The following is a 17734-nucleotide window of genomic DNA, read 5'->3' on the forward strand; positions in this document are numbered from 1 at the left end:
TTGACGCATGGCTGTGGAGCTTATTCCAAGGACGAGCGAAACTGACAAAGCAAATCGCCTAGTTGGCAGATTTTTGCAGCATTTTGCCCTCGTCGAAGAGGCGATCGATTCTGGATTGACCAAGCTACTCGGGCTCGACAGTGGAGTGTCGGACATAGTCGCAGCAAATGTTCCACTCGCGAAAAAGATCGACATCCTGTTCTCTGCCGAGAACCTCTTGGCTGAGATGCCAGATTCTGAGCGGGGTAGCCTCCTCAAGAAAACCCGGAGCCAGGTACTAAGCCTCAATAACAACAGGATTATAGCGGCTCACTGTCGCTTCGACGCAATCGAAGAGGGAGCCATAGTCTTCCGACGTGTAGTTGCGAAGGGAAAATTGAAGATTGAGAGTGTTGAATGGGATGAGGGCGATGTGGAACGGTTCTGTACCGATGCGACAGTCGCCGCCGCCGCCATATCGACGATAGTCTCTGAGTTGATCCCCTATCAGCCTAGGTTAGATTTTTCGGACCCACGCAACTCGATGTACCTGCCTCTACTTTAAGAAAGCAGGCAAGTCTCTAGGTCTGGAGCCTACTCAATAGGTGCCCGGTTGCGGCTGGCTGAAGATGATCTGGTTGCCGTCGGGATCGCGGAACTTGGCGGTCTTGAAGAAGTCGCCCATCGATTTGGCGACCGGGGTCAGGCCCTGCAGGCTGAGGCGCCCCAGCTCTTCGGCCAGATCGTCGACGATCAGCGTCAGCGTGCCCGCCCCGGCCCGGTCGCTATCGGCCAGGATCTGCACCCAGCCGCCGCCGGGCAGTTTCCATTCGCCAATATCGCCCATCGGCCGGGCATCGGGCATCCGGCCGAACAGTAGTTCATAAAAGTCGAGCGCCGCGGTGATGTCGTCCACCGCGATCCCGGCCAGCGCGTTGGTGATGGTCAAATCAGCGTCCTTGGTTTGCTGCCAAGCTGAACCCTAGCATGGTGACCGTAATGGGGCACAGTATTGGTGTTTTCGTGCGGCGCTGCTATAGGCCGGACGAAACGTGGAGACGACTTATGGCAGAACTCAAGGTTGTGGTGGCAGGGGCCGGTGGCCGCATGGGAGCCGCCATTATCCGCGCCATCACCCAAACTGCCGGCCTCGCGCTGCATGCCGCTCTCGATCGCCCCGGCAGCGCCGCCCTTGCCCAGGATGCCGGGCTGTTCGCCGGCCTTGGCGCGCTGCACGTCGCCATTACCGAGGATATCGATGCCGCCCTGGCCGGGGCCGATATCGTTATTGATTTTACCGCGCCCGAGGCCAGTGTGGCGCTGGCGGCCAAGGCGGCCGCTCGCGGCCTCGTCCATATCATTGGCACCACCGGCTGTTCGGAAGCCGACGATGCCGCCATCGCGGCGTCGGCCCGGGCGGGCGCCTGCATCGTCAAGTCGGGCAATTTTTCCATGGGCATGGTGGTGCTGGCCAATCTGGTGGAAAAGGCCGCGGCCGCCCTGGCCGATTACGACATCGAAATTCTCGAAATGCATCACAACCGCAAGGTGGATGCCCCATCGGGCTCGGCGCTGCTGCTCGGCGAAGCCGCGGCCAAGGGGCGCGAGATTTCCCTCAAGACCCATTCGGTGCGGGTCCGCGATGGCCATACCGGGCCACGCGAGGCCGGCAGTATCGGCTTTGCCACCCTGCGCGGCGGCACGGTGGTGGGCGATCATTCGGTGATCCTGGCCGGGCCCGGCGAGCGCATCGAGCTGGGCCACCGCGCCGAGGATCGCTCGATCTTTGCCAGTGGCGCGGCGCGTGCCGCACTCTGGGCCAGCCAACAGCCGCCCGGGCTTTATTCCATGGTCGACGTACTCGGCCTCAACGACTGAACAAGGATATCTGCTATGACCGGAACCCTGATCCTCGTCCGCCACGGGCAGAGCGAGTGGAACCTGAAAAACCTGTTCACCGGCTGGCGCGATCCGGACCTGACCGAGCAGGGCATCGAGGAAGCCCGCCAGACCGGCCAGGTGCTGGCGGCCAAGGGCATCGTGCCCGATCTCTACTACACGTCGGCCCTGCGTCGCGCCCAGCACACACTCGACCTGATGCTCGAGGAGATGGGCATTCTCAATGTCACCATCACCCGCAATATTGCGCTCAATGAGCGCGACTATGGCGATCTGGCAGGGCTGAACAAGGACGATGCGCGCAAGAAATGGGGTGAGGAGCAGGTGCTGCTCTGGCGCCGCAGCTTTGACGTGCCACCCCCCGGCGGCGAGAGCCTGAAAGACACCGCCGCGCGCACCCTGCCCTATTACGAGGCCGAGATCCTGCCCCAGCTCAAAGCCGGCAAGACCGTGCTGGTCGCCGCCCACGGCAATTCGCTGCGCGCGCTGGTCATGGCCATCGAAGGGCTGACCCCCGACGAGATCCTAGCCCGCGAGATCGGCACCGGCCAGCCGACCGTCTACAAGATCGGCCCCGATGGCAAGCTGGTGGAGCGGGTGGCGCTTTAGGCGTTTGCGAGAATGGTCACGGAACTGGTGGGGGACGGGGAAAATAACCGGGAAGTCCCAGTCGACACCCTCCCCCTCGCGGGGAGGGTCAGGGAGGGGGGCGGCTAGCCCTGATATCCGGGCTCACGCACCCCCTCCCAACCTCCCCCGTCAAGGGGGAGGTGCCGCCCGGTGGGTGGGTGAGAACTTTCCCGCCTGACGCCCGGTGCCATGTTTGCCGCGTCATCGATTCACGTGAAACGTCGCGCTGTGCCCGAAGGACTAATGCGCCGCGGAAATCACCCCGGCTTCCCAGCCCAATATCGCCCGCTTGCGCGGCACGCCCCAGTGATAGCCGGTCAGGGCGCCGGAGGTGCCCACCACGCGGTGGCAGGGTACGACAAAGCTGATCGGGTTCTTGCCCACCGCAGCGCCGACGGCGCGTGACGCTGTCGGGCGGCCGATATGACTGGCCACCGCCGAATAGGTGGTGGCCTTGCCCACGGGGATCTTCAGCAGCGTCTCCCACACCTGCACCTCGAAATCGGTGCCGATCAGCACGATCCGCACCGGGCGATCGGCCGACCAATGGGCCGGATCAAAGGCCTGCGCCACCAGCGGCGCGATGCGGCCATCATCGCGGCTGAACCGGGCATTGGGCCAGCGACCGGCCAGATCGGCAAAGGCCTGCTCGACCGTGGTGTCCTGATCGGCAAAGCCCAGCCCGCTCATGCCATATTCGGTGGCGGTGACCACGGCCGTGCCAAAGGGCGAGGGCGCGGCGCCCCAGATCATGTCGAGCCCGGCCCCGCCGGCGCGAAACATGCCGGGCGGCATCGCCTCATAGGTCACGAACAGATCATGCAGCCGCGAGGTCGAACTCAGCCCCACCGCATAGGTGGTGTCGAGCACGCTCTCCTGGCCGCGCAGCAGGCCCTTGGCGTGGTCGAGCGCCACCGCCTGGGCAAAGCTCTTGGGCGACAGGCCGCACCAGCGGCGGAACAGCGCGGTCAATTGCCGCTCGTTCAGACCCAGCGCGCGGGCAAAGCCGGGCAGGTCCGCCACATCGGGACCATGCTCGCTGAGATAGCGAATCGCCGCCCTGATGGTGTCGTAATCACTGATCGGGCCGATCTGGGCCATCTGGTTCATCGTCGCGCTCGTCTGATGATTGTCCTGGCACGATCTCTAGAACCCATCGGGGCGCGAAGCGACCCGGTTTTCACCGGGGCTAGCTGCGCGCCCGCCGCAGCGCGGTGCCCAGCGCCTTGGCAAAGCTCGATTTGTCTTCGCTGCTCAGGAACGAGCCGAGTTCGTGCGTCTGCTCGGCCGCGCGCAACTGCACGGCGGTGGTCTTTTCGTAGTCATCGCGGCCCAGCACCAGACGCACCATGCGCGGGTCAAAGCGGCGCAGGGTCGTCTGCCCGGCGCTGTCGGTGACCTGCCATTCGATCTGCTCGGCCCATACCGTGATGCGCTCGCGCCGCTTGCCCTGGCGCAGACCGATGAACAGCCCGGCGACAATGGCCAGGGCGGTCAGCCCCATCAGCACGGTGACCGGAAACGCCCCCATCGACAGAAACAGCAGGCCCGGCGCGGCGAACAGGGCAGCGACCAGGGCGAACAATATCCAGGCGCCCCGCGTGCTCAGCGAGCGGTTGGGGGTGAGTTCTGCCGCAAACAGCGGCGTGGTGGTTGTAGCTTGCATTGGCATCGCGCTCTCTTCCGCACTAACTATAGGCCCAGAATCAGAGGCGAGAGAATGGCAGCCAGCAAAAAAGTGAAGAGCCTGCCGCGGGCCGATATCGAAGCCATCTTTGCCCGCTTTCACGAGATCGAGCCCGAGCCCAAGGGTGAGCTGGATTATTCCAGCGCCTTTACCCTGCTGGTCGCGGTGGTGCTTTCGGCCCAGGCCACCGATGTAGGGGTCAACAAGGCGACCAAATCACTGTTTGCCCTGGCGCCGACGCCGGCGGCCATGGTGGCGCTGGGCCCAGAGCAGATCGAGCACCATATCCGCACCATCGGCCTGTTCCGCACCAAGGCCAGGAACGTGTTTCGGCTCAGCCAGCAATTGCTCGAGCTGCATGGCGGCGAGGTGCCGCAGGACCGTGCGGCGCTCGAGGCCCTGCCCGGCGTCGGGCGCAAGACCGCCAATGTGGTGCTCAATATCTTCTTCAGGCAGCCCGCCATTGCGGTCGATACCCATCTGTTCCGCGTGTCCAACCGCACCGGCATGGCCGTGGCCCCAACGCCGCTGGCGGTGGAGCAGATCCTGCTCAAGGTGATTCCCGAGCCCTATTTGCTGCATGCCCATCACTGGCTGATCCTGCATGGCCGCTATATCTGCAAGGCGCGCAAGCCCGAATGCTGGCGCTGCCCGATTGCCCAATGGTGCCGCTTCACCCCCAAGACGCCCCGGCCCAGCGTCCCGGCCAGCAAGCACCAGGGCTAGCCGCCTCAGCCGCGCGCCATGATGGCGGCGAAAATCGGGATCAGCAGCAGGAAACCGGCCTGCAGGTGCACGAACCGCCGCTGGCTGGCGATCGCGGCGCTGTCCGGCGCGAAGGCCGCGTCAGCCCTTTGTGCCTGCCGCCAGCGGCGAATCGCCAGCGTGGGTGGAATGGTCAACAGCCCCATGACGAGCAATGCCGCCATCTTGCCCCAGAAGGCATGGTTGCCGGCATAGTATTCCCAGCCCGCCGCGCCAAAGATCACGCGCAGCACCCCCACCGCGATCACCAGCCCGGCAAAGCCGCCATAGGCCGCATCGAGCCGTGCCAGCTGGCCGATGCGGGGGCCCGACAGGCCCGGTCGCAGCAGGGCAAATTCGGCAGCGAACAGGCCCACCAGGGCAAACACCGTCAGATGGTGGGCAATGGTCAGCAGCAGGTCGATCGACATGGAACCGGTCCCAGCGTTATGTTATCATTGATTACATAATGTCATCGAGAAGTAAAGCAGTGTCAACATCTCTCAGCAATGCCCCCTATCACCATGGCAATCTGCGCCATGCCCTGCTCGACGCCGCGCTGCTGATGCTGCAGCGCGATGGCGAGGCCGGGCTGGGCCTGCGCGATCTGGCCCGGGCGGTGGGGGTGTCGCCGGCGGCGCCCTATCGGCATTTCGACAGTCGCGCCGCCCTGCTCGAAGCGCTCGCCGTCACCGGCTTTCAGCGCTTCACTGCCGCAATGAACGCGGTGGCAGCCAGCCAGCCACCCGATCTCCTTGCGGCCATGGGCCAGGCCTATGTGCGCTTCGCGCTCGACAATGCGGCGCTGTTCCGGCTGATGTTCTCGCCCCAGCTCAAGCGCGACAACCGTCCCGGCCTGCGCATGGCCGCCGACGCGGCCTTTGCGACGCTGCGCCAGGTCAGTGGCGGCGACACTGCCAGTGGCCGGATCGCCGCTCTGGCGGCCTGGACCAAGGTGCATGGGCTGGCCGTGCTGCTGCTCGACGACCAGATCGCCCTCCAGCCCGGCGAGGATATCGAGGCGCTGATCGGGGCGATCATCGGGCAGCAATAACCTGCTGGGCGTTGCACCCGGCCGGAGCTTGTTCTAAACGGTCTTCCGGGCCCCTCAATCCGGACATCTTCATGACCCAGACGCGCTTCGACGTTCTCACCATCGGCAATGCCATCGTCGATATCATTGCCCCTGTGGAGCCGGGCTTTATCGAGCGCGAGGGCATGAGCAAGGGCATCATGCACCTGATCGATACCGATCGGGCCGAAGACCTCTATGCCAAGATGCCAATCACCCGGCAGCAGATTTCGGGCGGCAGCGCCGCCAACACCGCCGCCGGCGTCGCCTCGCTGGGCGGCCGCGCCGCCTTTGTCGGCAAGGTTGCCGATGATCCGCTCGGCGATGTGTTCGAGACCGATCTCAACGAGATCGGCGTCCATTACAATACCAGCCGCCTCAAGAACGGCGCGCTCACCGCCCGCTCGATGATCTTCCTGTCCGAGGATGGCGAGCGCACCATGAACACCTATCTGGGCGCCTGCCACGAGCTGACCGAGCGCGATATCCGCCCCGACGAGATCGGCGGCGCCGCCATCACCTTCATGGAAGGCTTTTTGTGGGATCCCGTGGAAGCCAAGAAGGCCTTCGTGCTGGCCGCCCATTATGCCCACAAGCATGAGCGCGCCGCCGCGCTGACCCTGAGCGATCCGTTCTGCGTCGATCGCTTCCGCCCCGAATTCCTCGACCTGATCCGCTCCAAGACCATCGACTACGTATTTGCCAATGTCCATGAGCTGAAATCGCTGTACCAGACCGACGATCTGGGCGAAGCGGTGCGCGAGATCGCCAAGGATGCCGAAGTCGCCGCCATCACCATGGGCGCCGATGGCGCCATGGCCATCCACAATGGCGAAGTCACCTCGGTGCCGGCCTATCCGATCGACAAGGTGGTCGACGCCACCGGCGCCGGCGATCTGTTTGCCTCCGGCTTCCTGCTCGGCCTCGCCCGCAACCAGAGCTTCGAGTCCGCCCTCAAGACCGGGTGCCTCTCGGCCCATGAAGTGATCAGCCATATCGGCGCCCGGCCGCAGGTGGCGCTTGACGGGCTGGTGGCAGGGCACGGGTTGGCGGGGTAGGCTGTGCTAACCAGCCATTATGTTGTGCCAATGCACTTCAAGAAGTGCGCGGGCCTTCACGTTGACTTCTATCGAAGTGTAGACGCTATGACCACTTGGACGACGTAATTTGAGAGGGTGACCGTATAATTGCTCGATCTGTCGGGACACCTCATCCACCTGCTGCTCGTACACGCCAAACCCAGAGGCGTAGGCCGGCTTTCCCGGATTTCTTATATGTAGATCCGCTCCGGTCATTAACTCCATATTCTGCCGGCCAAACGAGAAGCCCAAGAAAACCAATTGTTCAGCGTCGAGGATCGCAGCCTTGGTCTTTTCAACAATCTCGGTGTCTGCGCTTTCGCTGAACGTCTTTAGATTATTGGATATGGCCCAAAAGTCAGGATTTTGAGGGCCGAATGGCACTTTCCCAAGTGAGCCTAGTTTACCGTATGGGTGGACTATGTTCAGCCTGTCAACGAGCCGTGCCGCCTCGTGGTCAGTGACCGAGTACGTGTTTATCAGGGCATGCGTCAGGTAGTGCTCTATGCAACGATCGTAGTTGAAACAGATCACGGCCAAATTTTCGCCGAGGTCCTCCAGTGCGTCGGCTCTCAAACCATCGAAGAGCATTGATGCAAATTGGTCCAACCAGCTCGCTTCCAAAACAGGATTTTTGAGATTCAGCCGCCCTCTATCACTGAGGCGAAGCGCATCGGCTCGCGCCTCAGCCTCTACGATGCGCAACGCAATCATCAGCTTACCCATTTGCGCAATATCAGCATCGTCCGCGTGCTGGTCGATAAAGCTGTCGATAGACCGCTTCAGATGTATCCCGGTGGTGATTTGACGTAGTGCGCCAAGCCAAGCGTTAAGCTTGGGGATGTCATCAGATTTTCGCCTCAGCAGATCCAAAATAGAGAAACTGAGGGAGTTGGCAGGAGTGCCCCAGTGGTCGAGGTCAACTTTGGCTGATGCAGCAATGCGTTCCGACAGGTCTTTTCCCACGGGGAGTCCGAAGTCAGTACTAGCGCCCGCGCCCACAACGAAAACTGTCTTGCGTCTGAACATAGTCTTTGGACCTTGAATGGGCTTCAAGCCGCATCAAATCAGATTCTACCTGAGAATAGAAACCGCCTACGCCCCCAGACTCCCCCGCATCATCTCCAGCGCATCCGCTGTCGACCCGGTCGGCCTGAACTCCAGCCCTATTGCGCCGGCATAGCCCTGCGCTTGCAGCCAGGCCAGCTTCTGCTTGATGGGCAGGTGGCCGCTGCCGGGCTGGTGGCGGCCGGGGTGGTCGGCGATATGGAGGTGGAACACACGGTCCAGCCGGCCCGCCAGCACCGTCTCGGGATCTTCGTCCATCACCATGGAATGATACATGTCGTAGGTGAGCCCGATTTCGGGGCGATTGACCGCCGCGACGATGTCGAGCCCTTCACTGGTGCTGGTCAGATAATAGTCGGGATGATCGACGCGATCATTGAGCGGCTCCAGCGCCAGCCGGACGCCCGAATCGGCCAGCACCTCGGCCGAGCGGGCCATGGCCAGGGTCAGCGCCTCGTGCTGGCGGATGCGCTCGACGCCCTCCAGCAGCGGCCCGGACTGGCAGATCAGGATCGGCGCGCCCAGACGGATGGCCACATCGCGGCTCTGCTCGAGACCGGCGAGGAACCGGTCATGCCCGGTTTCCCGGGTCAGCTCGGCAAAGGGTTCGGCGACCATGGCCAGCAGGGGCAGGCCGGTGGCACCCAGCGCGTCCTCGATGGCGTCGAGATCCTTGTCAGACCAGCGCCAGAATTCGACGCCGGCCATGCCCGCCGCCCTGGCCAGATGGATGCGCTGGGCGACATCGGCGCTTTCGCGCACAAACAGCATGTCGATGCAGGCGGAGAACCGGCTCACGCCAGCCGCGTGCCGGTGTTCATCTCGGCCAGAATGGCTCGGGCCGCCGCCGCCGGATCGGCCGCCTCGATGATCGGGCGCGCCACCACCAGGTGGCTGGCGCCTGCCGAAAGCGCCTCGGCCGGGCTCATCACCCGCTTCTGGTCGCCCGCCGGACTGCCGGCTGGACGAATGCCCGGGGTGACGATGGAAAGCTCTGCGCCCACAATGTCGAGCACCATGGCCGCCTCATGCGCCGAGGCCACCAGCCCGCCAATGCCGGCATCGCGCGCCTGCTGCGCGCGCAGCGCCACCAGCCCGGCGGTGTCGCGGGCAAAGCCGGCCTCCCTGAGGTCGGCATCGTCCATCGAGGTCAGCACCGAAACGCCCAATATGCTCAGCCCCGAGCCGGCCGCCCCGCGCACCGCCGCGCGCATGCATTGCGGATAGGCGTGCACGGTCAGCATGGTGGCGCCGGTCGCGGCGATGGCGGCGACGCCCTGCTCCACCGTATTGTCGATATCGAGCAGCTTGAGGTCGAAGAACACCTTCTTGCCCGCGGCCAGCAGCGCCTTGCCCAGCGCGAAGCCGTCGGCGCCGTAAAAGCACTGATAGCCGATCTTGTAGAAATCGACATCGTCGCCCAGCAGCGCCACGATCTCCTCGGCGCGGGCGCGTGAGGAAACGTCGAGGCCCACGATCAATTGGCCAGCCATGGTGTTTTCTCCGATGTCGATTATCGCGTGGGAACTAGCCCAAAAACCACCGCTTCGCAACCCGCCGCCCACCGCGTGACGACCCGGTTCGTTCAGCGATCGGGAACGCGCCGCTCAGTCAAACCAGCGCCCTTGAGGCTTCTGGTGGCTGAAACTTGTCGCCCGGCCCCCGCCATGACTATGCTGGTCCCATTGCTTCCAAGGGATATTGCCCCATGTCCAAGATGCTGCTCACCCACCTCAACCACGATCTGGCCAACCACAAATCCTATGTGCAGTTTGTCTGGGCAGATGATCCTTCCAAGCGATTGGGTCTGGAAGTCCCCTTCGGCACCACGCTGGCCGATGCCGAACGCGAAGCGGTGGTCGCCGTAAAGGCGCTGTCGAGTGAACTGGCGGCAGCCGAGATCGAGGCGCCCCCGCCGCCTAGCTGAACCAGCCCGGCGCGGCATCCTCCATGGCGCGCCAGTCGCTGCCCAGTTGCGGCGGCTCCAGCGTAAAGGCAAAGCAATTGCCACCGCCGGGATGGCCGTGCCGGCGCTGATCTTCGCTGCGCGCAATGGCGCGGCCGCCGATATGGCATTTGAGCAGCGTGCCCACCGCACCGTGGCCGCAGAACACCACGGGCCGCTCGCCGGCAACACTGGCCAGCGCCCGCGTCACGGCAGCCACGATGCGCGCCTGGGCATCAAGGGCGCGCTCCCAGCCTTCGGCACTCAGCTCGGGCGCGGCAAAGAACCGGTCCGCCATGGCTTCGAACTGGTCGCCGGGCAGATAGCCCGTCGCGCTGCGATCATTCTCTCCCAGGGCGGGATCAATGCGCACGTCGCGATCGCTCGAGACAATCGTCGCCAGCTCCAGCGCCTTGCGTTCCTCGCTGGCAAATATCACCGCATGGGCCGGCACCACGCCGCGCGCCGCAAAGGCTTCGGCCCGCGCCCGGCCCTCCGGGCTCAACCCCCAATGCGGCACTGCGATGGCCGGGTCGATCATGACCTGGGGATGGGTGAGGTAGAGCGCGCGCATGCTCAGTCGCCGCGACTGAAATGGGTCAGTTCATGCACCATCTGCTCGACCTTGCGGCTGATCGCCGGCTCGACGAAATTATCCTGGGCGTCAAACGCCTGATCGGCCGGACCGATGCCCAGCAGGGTCGGCACCACCAGGGCGCCCACCTTGGTCAGCGATTCGCGCAGATGGCTGAGCGACCAGATCGTGCCATATTTGCCCGAGCTGACCCCGCCAATGCCGAAAATGGCATGGCGGAACGGGCTCGGCCGCTGCCGGCTGACCCAGGTGACTGCATTGACCAGCAGCGGCGGCAAACCGCCATTATATTCGGGCGTGGCGATGAAGATGATGTCGTGGCTGCGCCACAGCGCGGCCAGCGCCACTGCCCCTTCGGGCACCGCCTGGGCCTCCAGATCCTCATTGAAAATGGGCAGGTTGAAATCGCCCAGATCGATCGCATTGACCGTCACGCCCGCGGCTTCGAGCCTGCGGCCCATATGGGCCTGCAATTTCAGATTATGCGAGCCTTGGCGGATCGATCCGGACAGGGTCAGGGCAGTGGTCATGTCATCTCCAACGCAATGATTGTCGAAAGTGACGTGGCTGGTCCGTCGTGGCAAGAGCGTTGCCCCGGATCGGGCAATGTCCTAGCCACATCAATCCATCAGGGAGTATTGCCCATGTCTGCAATGATCTTCGTCAACCTGCCGGTCACCGATCTGGACGCCGCCATGGCCTATTACAAGGCCATTGGCTTTGATCACAATCCGCAATTCACCGATGAGACAGCGGCCTGCATCGTCATCAGCGACACCATTTTTGTCATGCTGCTCACCCACGCCAAGTTCAAGCAGTTCTCGCCCCTGCCCATCCCCGATCCCAAGGCCCAGACCCAGGCGCTATACGCCCTGTCGCGCGACGACCATGCCGCCGTCGATGCCATTGCCGAGGCCTGCCTGAAGGCTGGTGGCACCGAAGCGCGACCAGCTCAGGACATGGGGTTCATGTATTCCCGTGCCATCGCCGATGTGGACGGTCATGTCTGGGAGTATTTCTGGATGGATATGGGGCAGATGCCCCAAGGCTAAGGATTGGAAGGTCCGCCTGAGCCCGTTGACGCATGCCGGCCTAAAGGAAAAGGCCGGGATGCGCGAAAGCCTCATGCCCTTCGAGCACAGCTCTCATGGCCTCAAGGGGGAAATCGCTCCACCGGAGCGATTTCGGTTCCGCCTTAAGCCTCAAACATCTTCTTGAGCTTGTCGAAGAACCCGCCCGAGGTGGGGCTGGTCTCTTCGGTTTCAAGCTTGGCAAACTCTTCGAGCAGTTCGCGCTGCTTGCGGCTGAGCGCCTGCGGCGTCTCGATATCGAGCTGCACATACATGTCGCCGACATCCTTGCTGCGCAGCACCGGCATGCCCTTGCCCTTGAGCCGCACGCGCTGCCCCGGCTGGGTGCCGGCGGCGACCTTCACCTTGGCGCGGGCGCCATCGAGCGTGGGGACTTCGAACTCGCCGCCCAGCGCCGCCGTGGTCATGGCAATCGGCACCCGGGCAAACAGGTCGGCGCCATCGCGCTGGAACAGGCCATGGGGACGCAGCGAGATGAAGATATAGAGATCGCCCGGCGGGCCACCGCGCAATCCTGCCTCGCCCTCATTGGCCAGCCGGATGCGCGTGCCGTCCTCAATGCCCTTGGGAATATCGACGCTGAGCGTGCGGTTTTCCTGGCGGCGCCCCTGGCCACCGCAATCGGTGCAGGGCTGGTCCATCATCTGGCCACGGCCCTGGCAGACCGGACAGGTCCGCTCAATGGTGAAGAACCCCTGCGCCGCGCGCACCTTGCCATGGCCATTGCACTGCCGGCAGGCATGGGTGCCGGTGCCCGGCTTGGCGCCCGAGCCGTCACAGGTGGTGCAGCCCACCAGGGTGGGCACATCGATTTCGACGGTGCGGCCCTCAAAACTCTCTTCGAGGCTGATTTCCAGATTATAGCGCAGATCGTTGCCGCGCAGCTTGGCGGCGCCGCCACCGCGCCGGCCGCCGCCGCCCATGAAATCGCCAAAGATGTCGTCGAAGATATCGGACATTGACGAGCTGAATTCGGGGCCGAAACCGGCCGGTCCACGCCCGCCGCCATTTTCGAAGGCGGCATGGCCAAACCGGTCATAGGCGGCCCGCTTCTGGCCGTCCTTGAGCGTGTCATAAGCCTCGCTGATTTCCTTGAACTTGGCCTCGGCCGCGTCATCGCCCGGATTGCGGTCCGGGTGATGCGTCATGGCGAGCTTGCGATAGGCGCTTTTGAGCGCGGCGTCATCGGCACCCTTTTCAACGCCGAGCACCTCGTAGAAATCCCGTTTAGACAAGAAGCACGTCTCCAATGCATTGCCGGTCGCGACAGGCGCGCCCGACCAAACCTAGCCCCTAGATGGCAATCGACCCCACCACCCGCAAGGGGGCTGGGGTCGCAACGCTGCTTTGCGGCGGTGAGAACGTCACTTTCCGGCACAAAACAGCGTTCAATCGCGCTGGGGGCGACCCATTGCCCGCTCCTGTAGCAAGAGCGGGCGCGGTCTTCAACACGGGTGATTCGGTTTGCCTAACGGCCCGGCGCCGCCGCAAAGGCCTGGGTGAGCGCCCCGGCGATATCGGCCTGGGCAAACAGGGCCTTGGTGACAATCAGCCCGAGGCCGAAAAATCCCTGGGTAACCCCGTCATAGCTCCAGCAATTGACCGGCACCCCGGCCTGGTGCAGCGCTGCCGCCAGCGCCTCGCCTTCCGAGCGCAGCGGGTCGATCCCGGCCAGCACGATACTGGCGGGCGCCAGGCCGGCCAGATCGGTGCGGCGCGCCAGTTGCAGCCGGGGCTCGTCCTCGGGCACCCCATCGGCCAGCAGGTGCCGCAGCCGCCAACGCATGCCCGCAAGACCAATCGGGCGGGCCCGCAAGGCCTCGCCATAGGAAGGCCGGCTCAGATCGGTATCGGCCATCGGGTGGATCAGGGCCTGATGCACCGGTTGATGGCCGCCCTGGTCACGCGCCAGCACGGCCACATAAGCGGCCAGATTGGCGCCGGCATCCTCGCCCGCCACCGCCACCTGGCGCGGATCGCCACCCAGCCGGTGGGCCTGGCGGCTCAGCCAGTTCCAGGCGGCCCAGGCATCGTCATGGGCGGCGGGAAAGCCGTGTTCGGGCGCCAGCCGATAGCCAACGGACAGCACAATGGCGCCGGTCCGTCGCGCCAGGGCCCGCGCGGACCAATCATGGCTGTCCAGGTCGCCGGTGACGAAACCACCGCCGTGAAAAAACAGTATCAGCGGATTGAGCCGCTCGCGCAGGCCGCTCGGGCGATAGAGGCGCGCGGGCACCTCGCCATCGCCGCCGCTGACCATCACATCTTCGGCTGCCACCGCATCGTCTTCCGGCACCGTGCCGGCCCGTGCCATCAGGGCCGCAACAGCGTCGTTCATCCCCGCTTGCTGACGGGCCTCGGCAGGCGTCAATCGCTCGAGCGGGCGCTCGTCCAACTGGGCCAGCATATCGAGCACCGCCTTCATGTCGGTGTCCAGCCCGGCCATCGGGTCGCCGCCGATCAGTTCTGCCAGCCGGCCAATGGACTCGTTGGCATCGTCGGGGGCGCTGGAAGTGGTCATGGGCAGACGCCTTGAAGGTTTGGACGGCCTCCTGTGACAGAGGAACCGGCCCGCATTTGGGCTCAATCATGGACAAAGTGCGGCAGCCCCGTGACCGCCACAGCCGGAAGCCGCCCGTTGCGCCGCAGCGACCGGGCTGATTCACGTGAAACTTCGAGGGGAAGGCCAGTGCTGCGCGGCCTTGTGGAGGGGCAGCGCTACGAATGCAGCGTCCGCTGACGGGCGGCGCACAACCCATAAAATGGCAGCGAGGAGGGGGAAACCGTCTCGCTGCCCGTCAGGATCAGGTGGGGGTGGGGAGCGCCTGGCGCATCAACCGACGACGTCGGCGGTGGCAACGCCCTTGTCCATCAGCTTCTTGCGGGCGGCATTGACCGCATCGACGCTGAAGCTGTCTTCATGGCGCATCACAATGGCTTCGCCGGTCAGATCGGCGCGACCATTGGCCACCAGCTTGTCAAAGCCGTCGCTGAGGCCTTCTTCCATCATCTGGTCGCTCAGCACTTTTTCGGCGCCAACGCGCTTGTGCTTGGCGCGCACCTTGACCAGGCGCGTCACCCGGCCATTGTCGGCGCTGCGGAATTCTTCGGCCGCCGCCAGATTGGTCCAGAATTCGCGTTCGACAGCGCTTTCCTTGTGGGCGTCACCCACCAGCTCGGCGATGCGAATTTTGCACTGGAACGCCAGGTCGTCATAGCCAAGGCGGACGGCATTGGCCATCAGCTTGCGTAGTTTTTCGGGGTCGGTGAAGGTCTGGGGGTCTGGAATGTTCATGGATTATCTTACCGGGTTCCTCCGGAAACAGAAAGGGGCCCGGCAGCTGCCGGACCCCTTTATCTGCGCTCTAGGTGCGCTTAAGCGGACTTCTTGTCGTCATCGTCGCTGACTTCTTCGAAATCAGCGTCAACCACGTCGTCATCGGCGTCGTCGTCCGAACCGGAAGCCTGGGCTTCGGCTTCCGCCTGGCTGGCCTTGTACATGGCCTCGCCCAGCTTCATGGACGCCTGGCTCAGGGCCTCGGTCTTCTGCTTGATCAGCTCGGCATCATCACCCTCGATGATGGCCTTGAGTTCACTGATCGCGGTTTCGATCGCGGTCTTGTCGTCTTCCGAGACCTTGTCGGCATATTCGGCCAGCGACTTCTCGGTCGAGTGGATCAGGCTCTCGCCCTGGTTCTTGGCTTCCACCGCCTCGCGCTTGCGCTTGTCGGCGTCAGCGTTCAGCTCGGCTTCCTTGACCATGGCTTCGATGTCGGCATCGCTGAGGCCACCCGAGGCCTGGATGCGGATCTGCTGCTCCTTGCCGGTGCCCTTGTCCTTGGCCGAAACCTGCACGATGCCGTTGGCATCGATGTCGAAGGTCACTTCAACCTGAGGCACGCCGCGCGGTGCGGGGGGAATGCCGGCCAGATCGAAATTGCCCAACAGCTTGTTGTTGGCGGCCATTTCGCGCTCGCCCTGGAAGACCCGGATCGTCACGGCGCTCTGGTTGTCCTCGGCGGTCGAGAAGGTCTGGCTCTTCTTGGTCGGAATGGTCGTGTTGCGATCGATCAGGCGGGTGAACACGCCGCCCAGGGTTTCAATACCCAGGCTGAGCGGGGTCACGTCGAGCAGCAGCACGTCCTTGACGTCGCCCTGCAGCACGCCGGCCTGAATGGCTGCGCCCAGCGCCACCACTTCGTCCGGATTGACGCCCTTGTGGGGCTCCTTGCCGAACAGTTGCTTGACGATTTCCTGCACCTTGGGCATGCGGCTCATGCCGCCCACCAGCACGACTTCGTCGATCTGGGCTGCGGTGACGCCGGCATCCTTGAGCGCCAGTTTGCAGGGCTCCATGGTGCGCTGGATCAGGTCGTCCACCAGGCTTTCCAGCTTGGAACGGCTCAGCTTGATCGTCAGATGCTTGGGGCCCGAGGCATCGGCGGTGATGAAGGGCAGGTTGATTTCGGTCTGGGTCGAGCTCGACAGTTCGATCTTGGCCTTTTCGGCAGCTTCCTTGAGGCGCTGCAGGGCCAGCTTGTCGGAGCGCAGGTCAATGCCCTGCTCCTTCTTGAACTCGTCGGCCAGATAGTCGACCAGCCGCATGTCGAAGTCTTCACCACCCAGGAAGGTGTCGCCATTGGTGGACTTCACCTCGAACACGCCGTCGCCGATTTCCAGGATCGACACGTCGAAGGTGCCGCCGCCAAGGTCATAGACCGCGATGGTGCCGGTGTTCTTCTTGTCGAGGCCATAGGCCAGCGCGGCTGCGGTGGGCTCGTTGATGATGCGCAGCACTTCAAGGCCGGCAATCTTGCCGGCATCCTTGGTGGCCTGACGCTGGCTGTCGTTGAAATAGGCCGGCACGGTGATCACGGCCTGGGTGACGGTCTCGCCGAGATAGCTCTCAGCGGTTTCCTTCATCTTCTGCAGGATCATGGCCGAGACCTGGCTGGGCGAGTACTTTTCGCCCGATGCTTCAACCCAGGCGTCGCCATTGTCGGCGGCCACGATCTTGAAGGGAACCAGGTTCTTGTCCTTGGCCACGACCTTGTCGTCGTAACGACGACCGATCAGGCGCTTGACGGCAAACAGGGTGCCCTCGGGATTGGTCACGGCCTGGCGCTTGGCCGGCTGGCCGACCAGACGCTCGCCATCCTTGGAGAAGGCGACCATGGAAGGCGTGGTGCGTGCACCCTCTGCGTTTTCGATGACCTTGGGATTGGCCCCATCCATCACTGCAACGCAGCTATTGGTGGTGCCCAGATCGATACCGATGACTTTAGCCATTACTCTAGCCTCTCTTTCAGCAAACCCATGCTGGAGCCCCTCTCGCGAGGCAGTTCCGTGACCCCGCAGGACCGGGTTCCTTGCAATTGAAAATGCGCCCGTCGCTGGGCTTGAGGGGTATATAGGGGGGTCCCTGTACGGCTTCAAGCGTTCATCGGGCACATTCGCCCCCGCTTGACACCATTGCCGGGCGCCGGCGCCCCGATCGGGCAGCTTGCGGACGGCAAGGGGACGGGCACCAGGCCCGCCCCCAGCCGACAATCAGTCGCTCAGCGTATAGCTGTCGAGCGTGCAGATATCGACATTGGTCACTTCAAGCACCGCGCCCTCGCCGGTTTCGAAGCGGAAATCATATTCGCACTGGTCCGACCCATCACCGATGGTCACCGTGCCCTCCATGCCGGGCTCCAGCGTGCCGTCTTCGCCCAGCAGATCCTCGCCCCATTCGTCGGAATTGCTCGGATTGGTATAAAAATAATGCAGCGCCTGGCTGCTCTCGTTGATCAGTGTGAATTCAACGGTTTCGGCGGCGGCAGGCAGGGCGCTGGCCAGCAGGGCCAGTGCGGCGAGACCGCCGGTAACATAGGTGTTCATGATCGATTTTCCCACGGGCCGCATTCGCATTGGCGAACCGGCAGGCCACTATCTGCAGCCGC

The 17734-nt window shown here is 63.8% G+C and carries 22 protein-coding genes; 8 read left to right on the plus strand and 14 right to left on the minus strand.

Annotated features, from left to right (window positions below):
* Positions 1 to 7 precede the first annotated feature (7 nt).
* The gene (locus ABFY71_RS03580; protein WP_347944710.1) at positions 8 to 544 is read left to right on the plus strand and encodes a hypothetical protein; all 537 of its coding nucleotides are present in this window, start codon (positions 8 to 10) and stop codon (positions 542 to 544) included.
* 33 nt (positions 545 to 577) lie between these two features.
* Here the strand turns inward: ABFY71_RS03580 and ABFY71_RS03585 are convergent, their stop codons facing one another.
* The gene (locus tag ABFY71_RS03585) at positions 578 to 928 is read right to left on the minus strand and encodes a VOC family protein (protein WP_347944711.1); all 351 of its coding nucleotides are present in this window, start codon (positions 926 to 928) and stop codon (positions 578 to 580) included.
* 116 nt (positions 929 to 1044) lie between these two features.
* Between ABFY71_RS03585 and dapB the strand changes: the two genes are divergently transcribed.
* A complete protein-coding gene (dapB, locus tag ABFY71_RS03590) occupies positions 1045 to 1857 on the plus strand; it encodes a 4-hydroxy-tetrahydrodipicolinate reductase (RefSeq protein WP_347944712.1) in 813 nt (270 codons plus the stop codon).
* Positions 1858 to 1872: 15 nt separating this feature from the next.
* Complete coding sequence (locus tag ABFY71_RS03595; RefSeq protein ID WP_347944713.1) at positions 1873 to 2487, plus strand: 2,3-bisphosphoglycerate-dependent phosphoglycerate mutase; 615 nt, start codon at positions 1873 to 1875, stop codon at positions 2485 to 2487.
* A gap of 261 nt (positions 2488 to 2748) precedes the next feature.
* Here ABFY71_RS03595 and ABFY71_RS03600 read toward each other — a convergent pair whose 3' ends face one another.
* Both ABFY71_RS03600 and ABFY71_RS03605 read right to left on the minus strand, forming a co-directional pair.
* Complete coding sequence (locus ABFY71_RS03600; protein WP_305581803.1) at positions 2749 to 3618, minus strand: methylated-DNA--[protein]-cysteine S-methyltransferase; 870 nt, start codon at positions 3616 to 3618, stop codon at positions 2749 to 2751.
* A gap of 79 nt (positions 3619 to 3697) precedes the next feature.
* Complete coding sequence (locus tag ABFY71_RS03605; RefSeq protein ID WP_347944714.1) at positions 3698 to 4174, minus strand: DUF2244 domain-containing protein; 477 nt, start codon at positions 4172 to 4174, stop codon at positions 3698 to 3700.
* A 54-nt stretch (positions 4175 to 4228) separates the two neighbouring features.
* Here ABFY71_RS03605 and nth point away from each other — a divergent pair, with 54 nt between their 5' ends.
* Positions 4229 to 4921, plus strand: coding sequence for an endonuclease III (gene nth, locus ABFY71_RS03610; protein WP_347944715.1), 693 nt, complete (start codon positions 4229 to 4231; stop codon positions 4919 to 4921).
* A gap of 5 nt (positions 4922 to 4926) precedes the next feature.
* On the opposite strand, the gene ABFY71_RS03615 is transcribed toward nth, so the two are convergent.
* Entirely contained in the window at positions 4927 to 5370 is a 444-nt protein-coding gene (locus ABFY71_RS03615; RefSeq protein ID WP_347944716.1) for a DUF2214 family protein, read from the minus strand.
* Between the two features lie 59 nt (positions 5371 to 5429).
* On the opposite strand from ABFY71_RS03615, the gene ABFY71_RS03620 reads away from it, so the two are divergent.
* On the plus strand, positions 5430 to 5993 hold the full coding sequence (locus ABFY71_RS03620) for a TetR/AcrR family transcriptional regulator (RefSeq protein WP_347944717.1): 564 nt from the start codon (positions 5430 to 5432) through the stop codon (positions 5991 to 5993).
* Between the two features lie 71 nt (positions 5994 to 6064).
* Positions 6065 to 7069, plus strand: coding sequence for an adenosine kinase (locus ABFY71_RS03625; protein ID WP_347944718.1), 1005 nt, complete (start codon positions 6065 to 6067; stop codon positions 7067 to 7069).
* 6 nt (positions 7070 to 7075) lie between these two features.
* On the opposite strand, the gene ABFY71_RS03630 is transcribed toward ABFY71_RS03625, so the two are convergent.
* The 3 genes from ABFY71_RS03630 to pyrF all read right to left on the minus strand — a co-directional run bounded on the left by ABFY71_RS03630 (position 7076) and on the right by pyrF (position 9651).
* Positions 7076 to 8056 (minus strand): hypothetical protein, encoded by a 981-nt coding sequence (locus ABFY71_RS03630; protein ID WP_347944719.1) that lies wholly within the window; start codon positions 8054 to 8056, stop codon positions 7076 to 7078.
* Between the two features lie 129 nt (positions 8057 to 8185).
* Positions 8186 to 8956, minus strand: coding sequence for a TIM barrel protein (locus tag ABFY71_RS03635; RefSeq protein WP_347944720.1), 771 nt, complete (start codon positions 8954 to 8956; stop codon positions 8186 to 8188).
* A complete protein-coding gene (gene pyrF, locus ABFY71_RS03640) occupies positions 8953 to 9651 on the minus strand; it encodes an orotidine-5'-phosphate decarboxylase (protein ID WP_347944721.1) in 699 nt (232 codons plus the stop codon). Before pyrF ends, ABFY71_RS03635 begins: the two co-directional genes overlap by 4 nt.
* A 215-nt stretch (positions 9652 to 9866) precedes the next feature.
* On the opposite strand from pyrF, the gene ABFY71_RS03645 reads away from it, so the two are divergent.
* Positions 9867 to 10085, plus strand: coding sequence for a hypothetical protein (locus ABFY71_RS03645; RefSeq protein ID WP_347944722.1), 219 nt, complete (start codon positions 9867 to 9869; stop codon positions 10083 to 10085).
* Here the strand turns inward: ABFY71_RS03645 and ABFY71_RS03650 are convergent.
* Together ABFY71_RS03650 and ABFY71_RS03655 are read right to left on the minus strand one after the other, a co-directional pair.
* Positions 10078 to 10677, minus strand: a complete 600-nt coding sequence (locus ABFY71_RS03650; RefSeq protein WP_347944723.1) for a histidine phosphatase family protein — start codon at positions 10675 to 10677, stop codon at positions 10078 to 10080. The two genes, ABFY71_RS03645 and ABFY71_RS03650, sit on opposite strands and share 8 nt — an antisense overlap.
* A gap of 2 nt (positions 10678 to 10679) precedes the next feature.
* The gene (locus ABFY71_RS03655) at positions 10680 to 11228 is read right to left on the minus strand and encodes an NADPH-dependent FMN reductase (protein WP_347944724.1); all 549 of its coding nucleotides are present in this window, start codon (positions 11226 to 11228) and stop codon (positions 10680 to 10682) included.
* Between the two features lie 114 nt (positions 11229 to 11342).
* On the opposite strand from ABFY71_RS03655, the gene ABFY71_RS03660 reads away from it, so the two are divergent.
* Positions 11343 to 11750: a VOC family protein gene (locus ABFY71_RS03660; protein WP_305581638.1), complete on the plus strand. Its 408-nt coding sequence runs from the start codon at positions 11343 to 11345 to the stop codon at positions 11748 to 11750.
* Positions 11751 to 11893: 143 nt separating this feature from the next.
* Here ABFY71_RS03660 and dnaJ read toward each other — a convergent pair whose 3' ends face one another.
* From dnaJ to ABFY71_RS03685, 5 genes are all read right to left on the minus strand, one after another.
* The gene (gene dnaJ, locus ABFY71_RS03665; RefSeq protein ID WP_347944725.1) at positions 11894 to 13024 is read right to left on the minus strand and encodes a molecular chaperone DnaJ; all 1131 of its coding nucleotides are present in this window, start codon (positions 13022 to 13024) and stop codon (positions 11894 to 11896) included.
* Between the two features lie 233 nt (positions 13025 to 13257).
* Entirely contained in the window at positions 13258 to 14310 is a 1053-nt protein-coding gene (locus ABFY71_RS03670; protein WP_347944726.1) for an alpha/beta hydrolase, read from the minus strand.
* Positions 14311 to 14622: 312 nt separating this feature from the next.
* Positions 14623 to 15084 (minus strand): hypothetical protein, encoded by a 462-nt coding sequence (locus tag ABFY71_RS03675; protein WP_305581632.1) that lies wholly within the window; start codon positions 15082 to 15084, stop codon positions 14623 to 14625.
* 80 nt (positions 15085 to 15164) lie between these two features.
* Positions 15165 to 17078 carry a molecular chaperone DnaK gene (dnaK, locus tag ABFY71_RS03680; RefSeq protein ID WP_305581630.1) on the minus strand — a complete coding sequence of 638 codons (1914 nt, stop codon included), beginning with the start codon at positions 17076 to 17078 and terminating at the stop codon, positions 15165 to 15167.
* Between the two features lie 261 nt (positions 17079 to 17339).
* The gene (locus ABFY71_RS03685) at positions 17340 to 17672 is read right to left on the minus strand and encodes a hypothetical protein (protein WP_347944727.1); all 333 of its coding nucleotides are present in this window, start codon (positions 17670 to 17672) and stop codon (positions 17340 to 17342) included.
* Between the last annotated feature and the right edge of the window lie 62 nt (positions 17673 to 17734).

It is taken from the genome of Devosia alba (assembly GCF_039938915.1).
GTDB lineage: Bacteria > Pseudomonadota > Alphaproteobacteria > Rhizobiales > Devosiaceae > Devosia > Devosia alba.

Coding starts and splice junctions, on each gene's coding strand:
- pyrF (WP_347944721.1), bottom strand. CDS start 9,651: ATGGCTGGCCAATTGATCGTGGGCCTCGACGTTTCCTCACGCGCCCGC.
- dapB (WP_347944712.1), top strand. CDS start 1,045: ATGGCAGAACTCAAGGTTGTGGTGGCAGGGGCCGGTGGCCGCATGGGA.
- ABFY71_RS03600 (WP_305581803.1), bottom strand. CDS start 3,618: ATGAACCAGATGGCCCAGATCGGCCCGATCAGTGATTACGACACCATC.
- ABFY71_RS03675 (WP_305581632.1), bottom strand. CDS start 15,084: ATGAACATTCCAGACCCCCAGACCTTCACCGACCCCGAAAAACTACGC.
- ABFY71_RS03650 (WP_347944723.1), bottom strand. CDS start 10,677: ATGCGCGCGCTCTACCTCACCCATCCCCAGGTCATGATCGACCCGGCC.
- ABFY71_RS03615 (WP_347944716.1), bottom strand. CDS start 5,370: ATGTCGATCGACCTGCTGCTGACCATTGCCCACCATCTGACGGTGTTT.
- ABFY71_RS03660 (WP_305581638.1), top strand. CDS start 11,343: ATGTCTGCAATGATCTTCGTCAACCTGCCGGTCACCGATCTGGACGCC.
- ABFY71_RS03625 (WP_347944718.1), top strand. CDS start 6,065: ATGACCCAGACGCGCTTCGACGTTCTCACCATCGGCAATGCCATCGTC.
- ABFY71_RS03655 (WP_347944724.1), bottom strand. CDS start 11,228: ATGACCACTGCCCTGACCCTGTCCGGATCGATCCGCCAAGGCTCGCAT.
- nth (WP_347944715.1), top strand. CDS start 4,229: ATGGCAGCCAGCAAAAAAGTGAAGAGCCTGCCGCGGGCCGATATCGAA.
- ABFY71_RS03670 (WP_347944726.1), bottom strand. CDS start 14,310: ATGACCACTTCCAGCGCCCCCGACGATGCCAACGAGTCCATTGGCCGG.
- ABFY71_RS03605 (WP_347944714.1), bottom strand. CDS start 4,174: ATGCAAGCTACAACCACCACGCCGCTGTTTGCGGCAGAACTCACCCCC.
- ABFY71_RS03595 (WP_347944713.1), top strand. CDS start 1,873: ATGACCGGAACCCTGATCCTCGTCCGCCACGGGCAGAGCGAGTGGAAC.
- ABFY71_RS03580 (WP_347944710.1), top strand. CDS start 8: ATGGCTGTGGAGCTTATTCCAAGGACGAGCGAAACTGACAAAGCAAAT.
- ABFY71_RS03685 (WP_347944727.1), bottom strand. CDS start 17,672: ATGAACACCTATGTTACCGGCGGTCTCGCCGCACTGGCCCTGCTGGCC.
- ABFY71_RS03645 (WP_347944722.1), top strand. CDS start 9,867: ATGTCCAAGATGCTGCTCACCCACCTCAACCACGATCTGGCCAACCAC.
- dnaK (WP_305581630.1), bottom strand. CDS start 17,078: ATGGCTAAAGTCATCGGTATCGATCTGGGCACCACCAATAGCTGCGTT.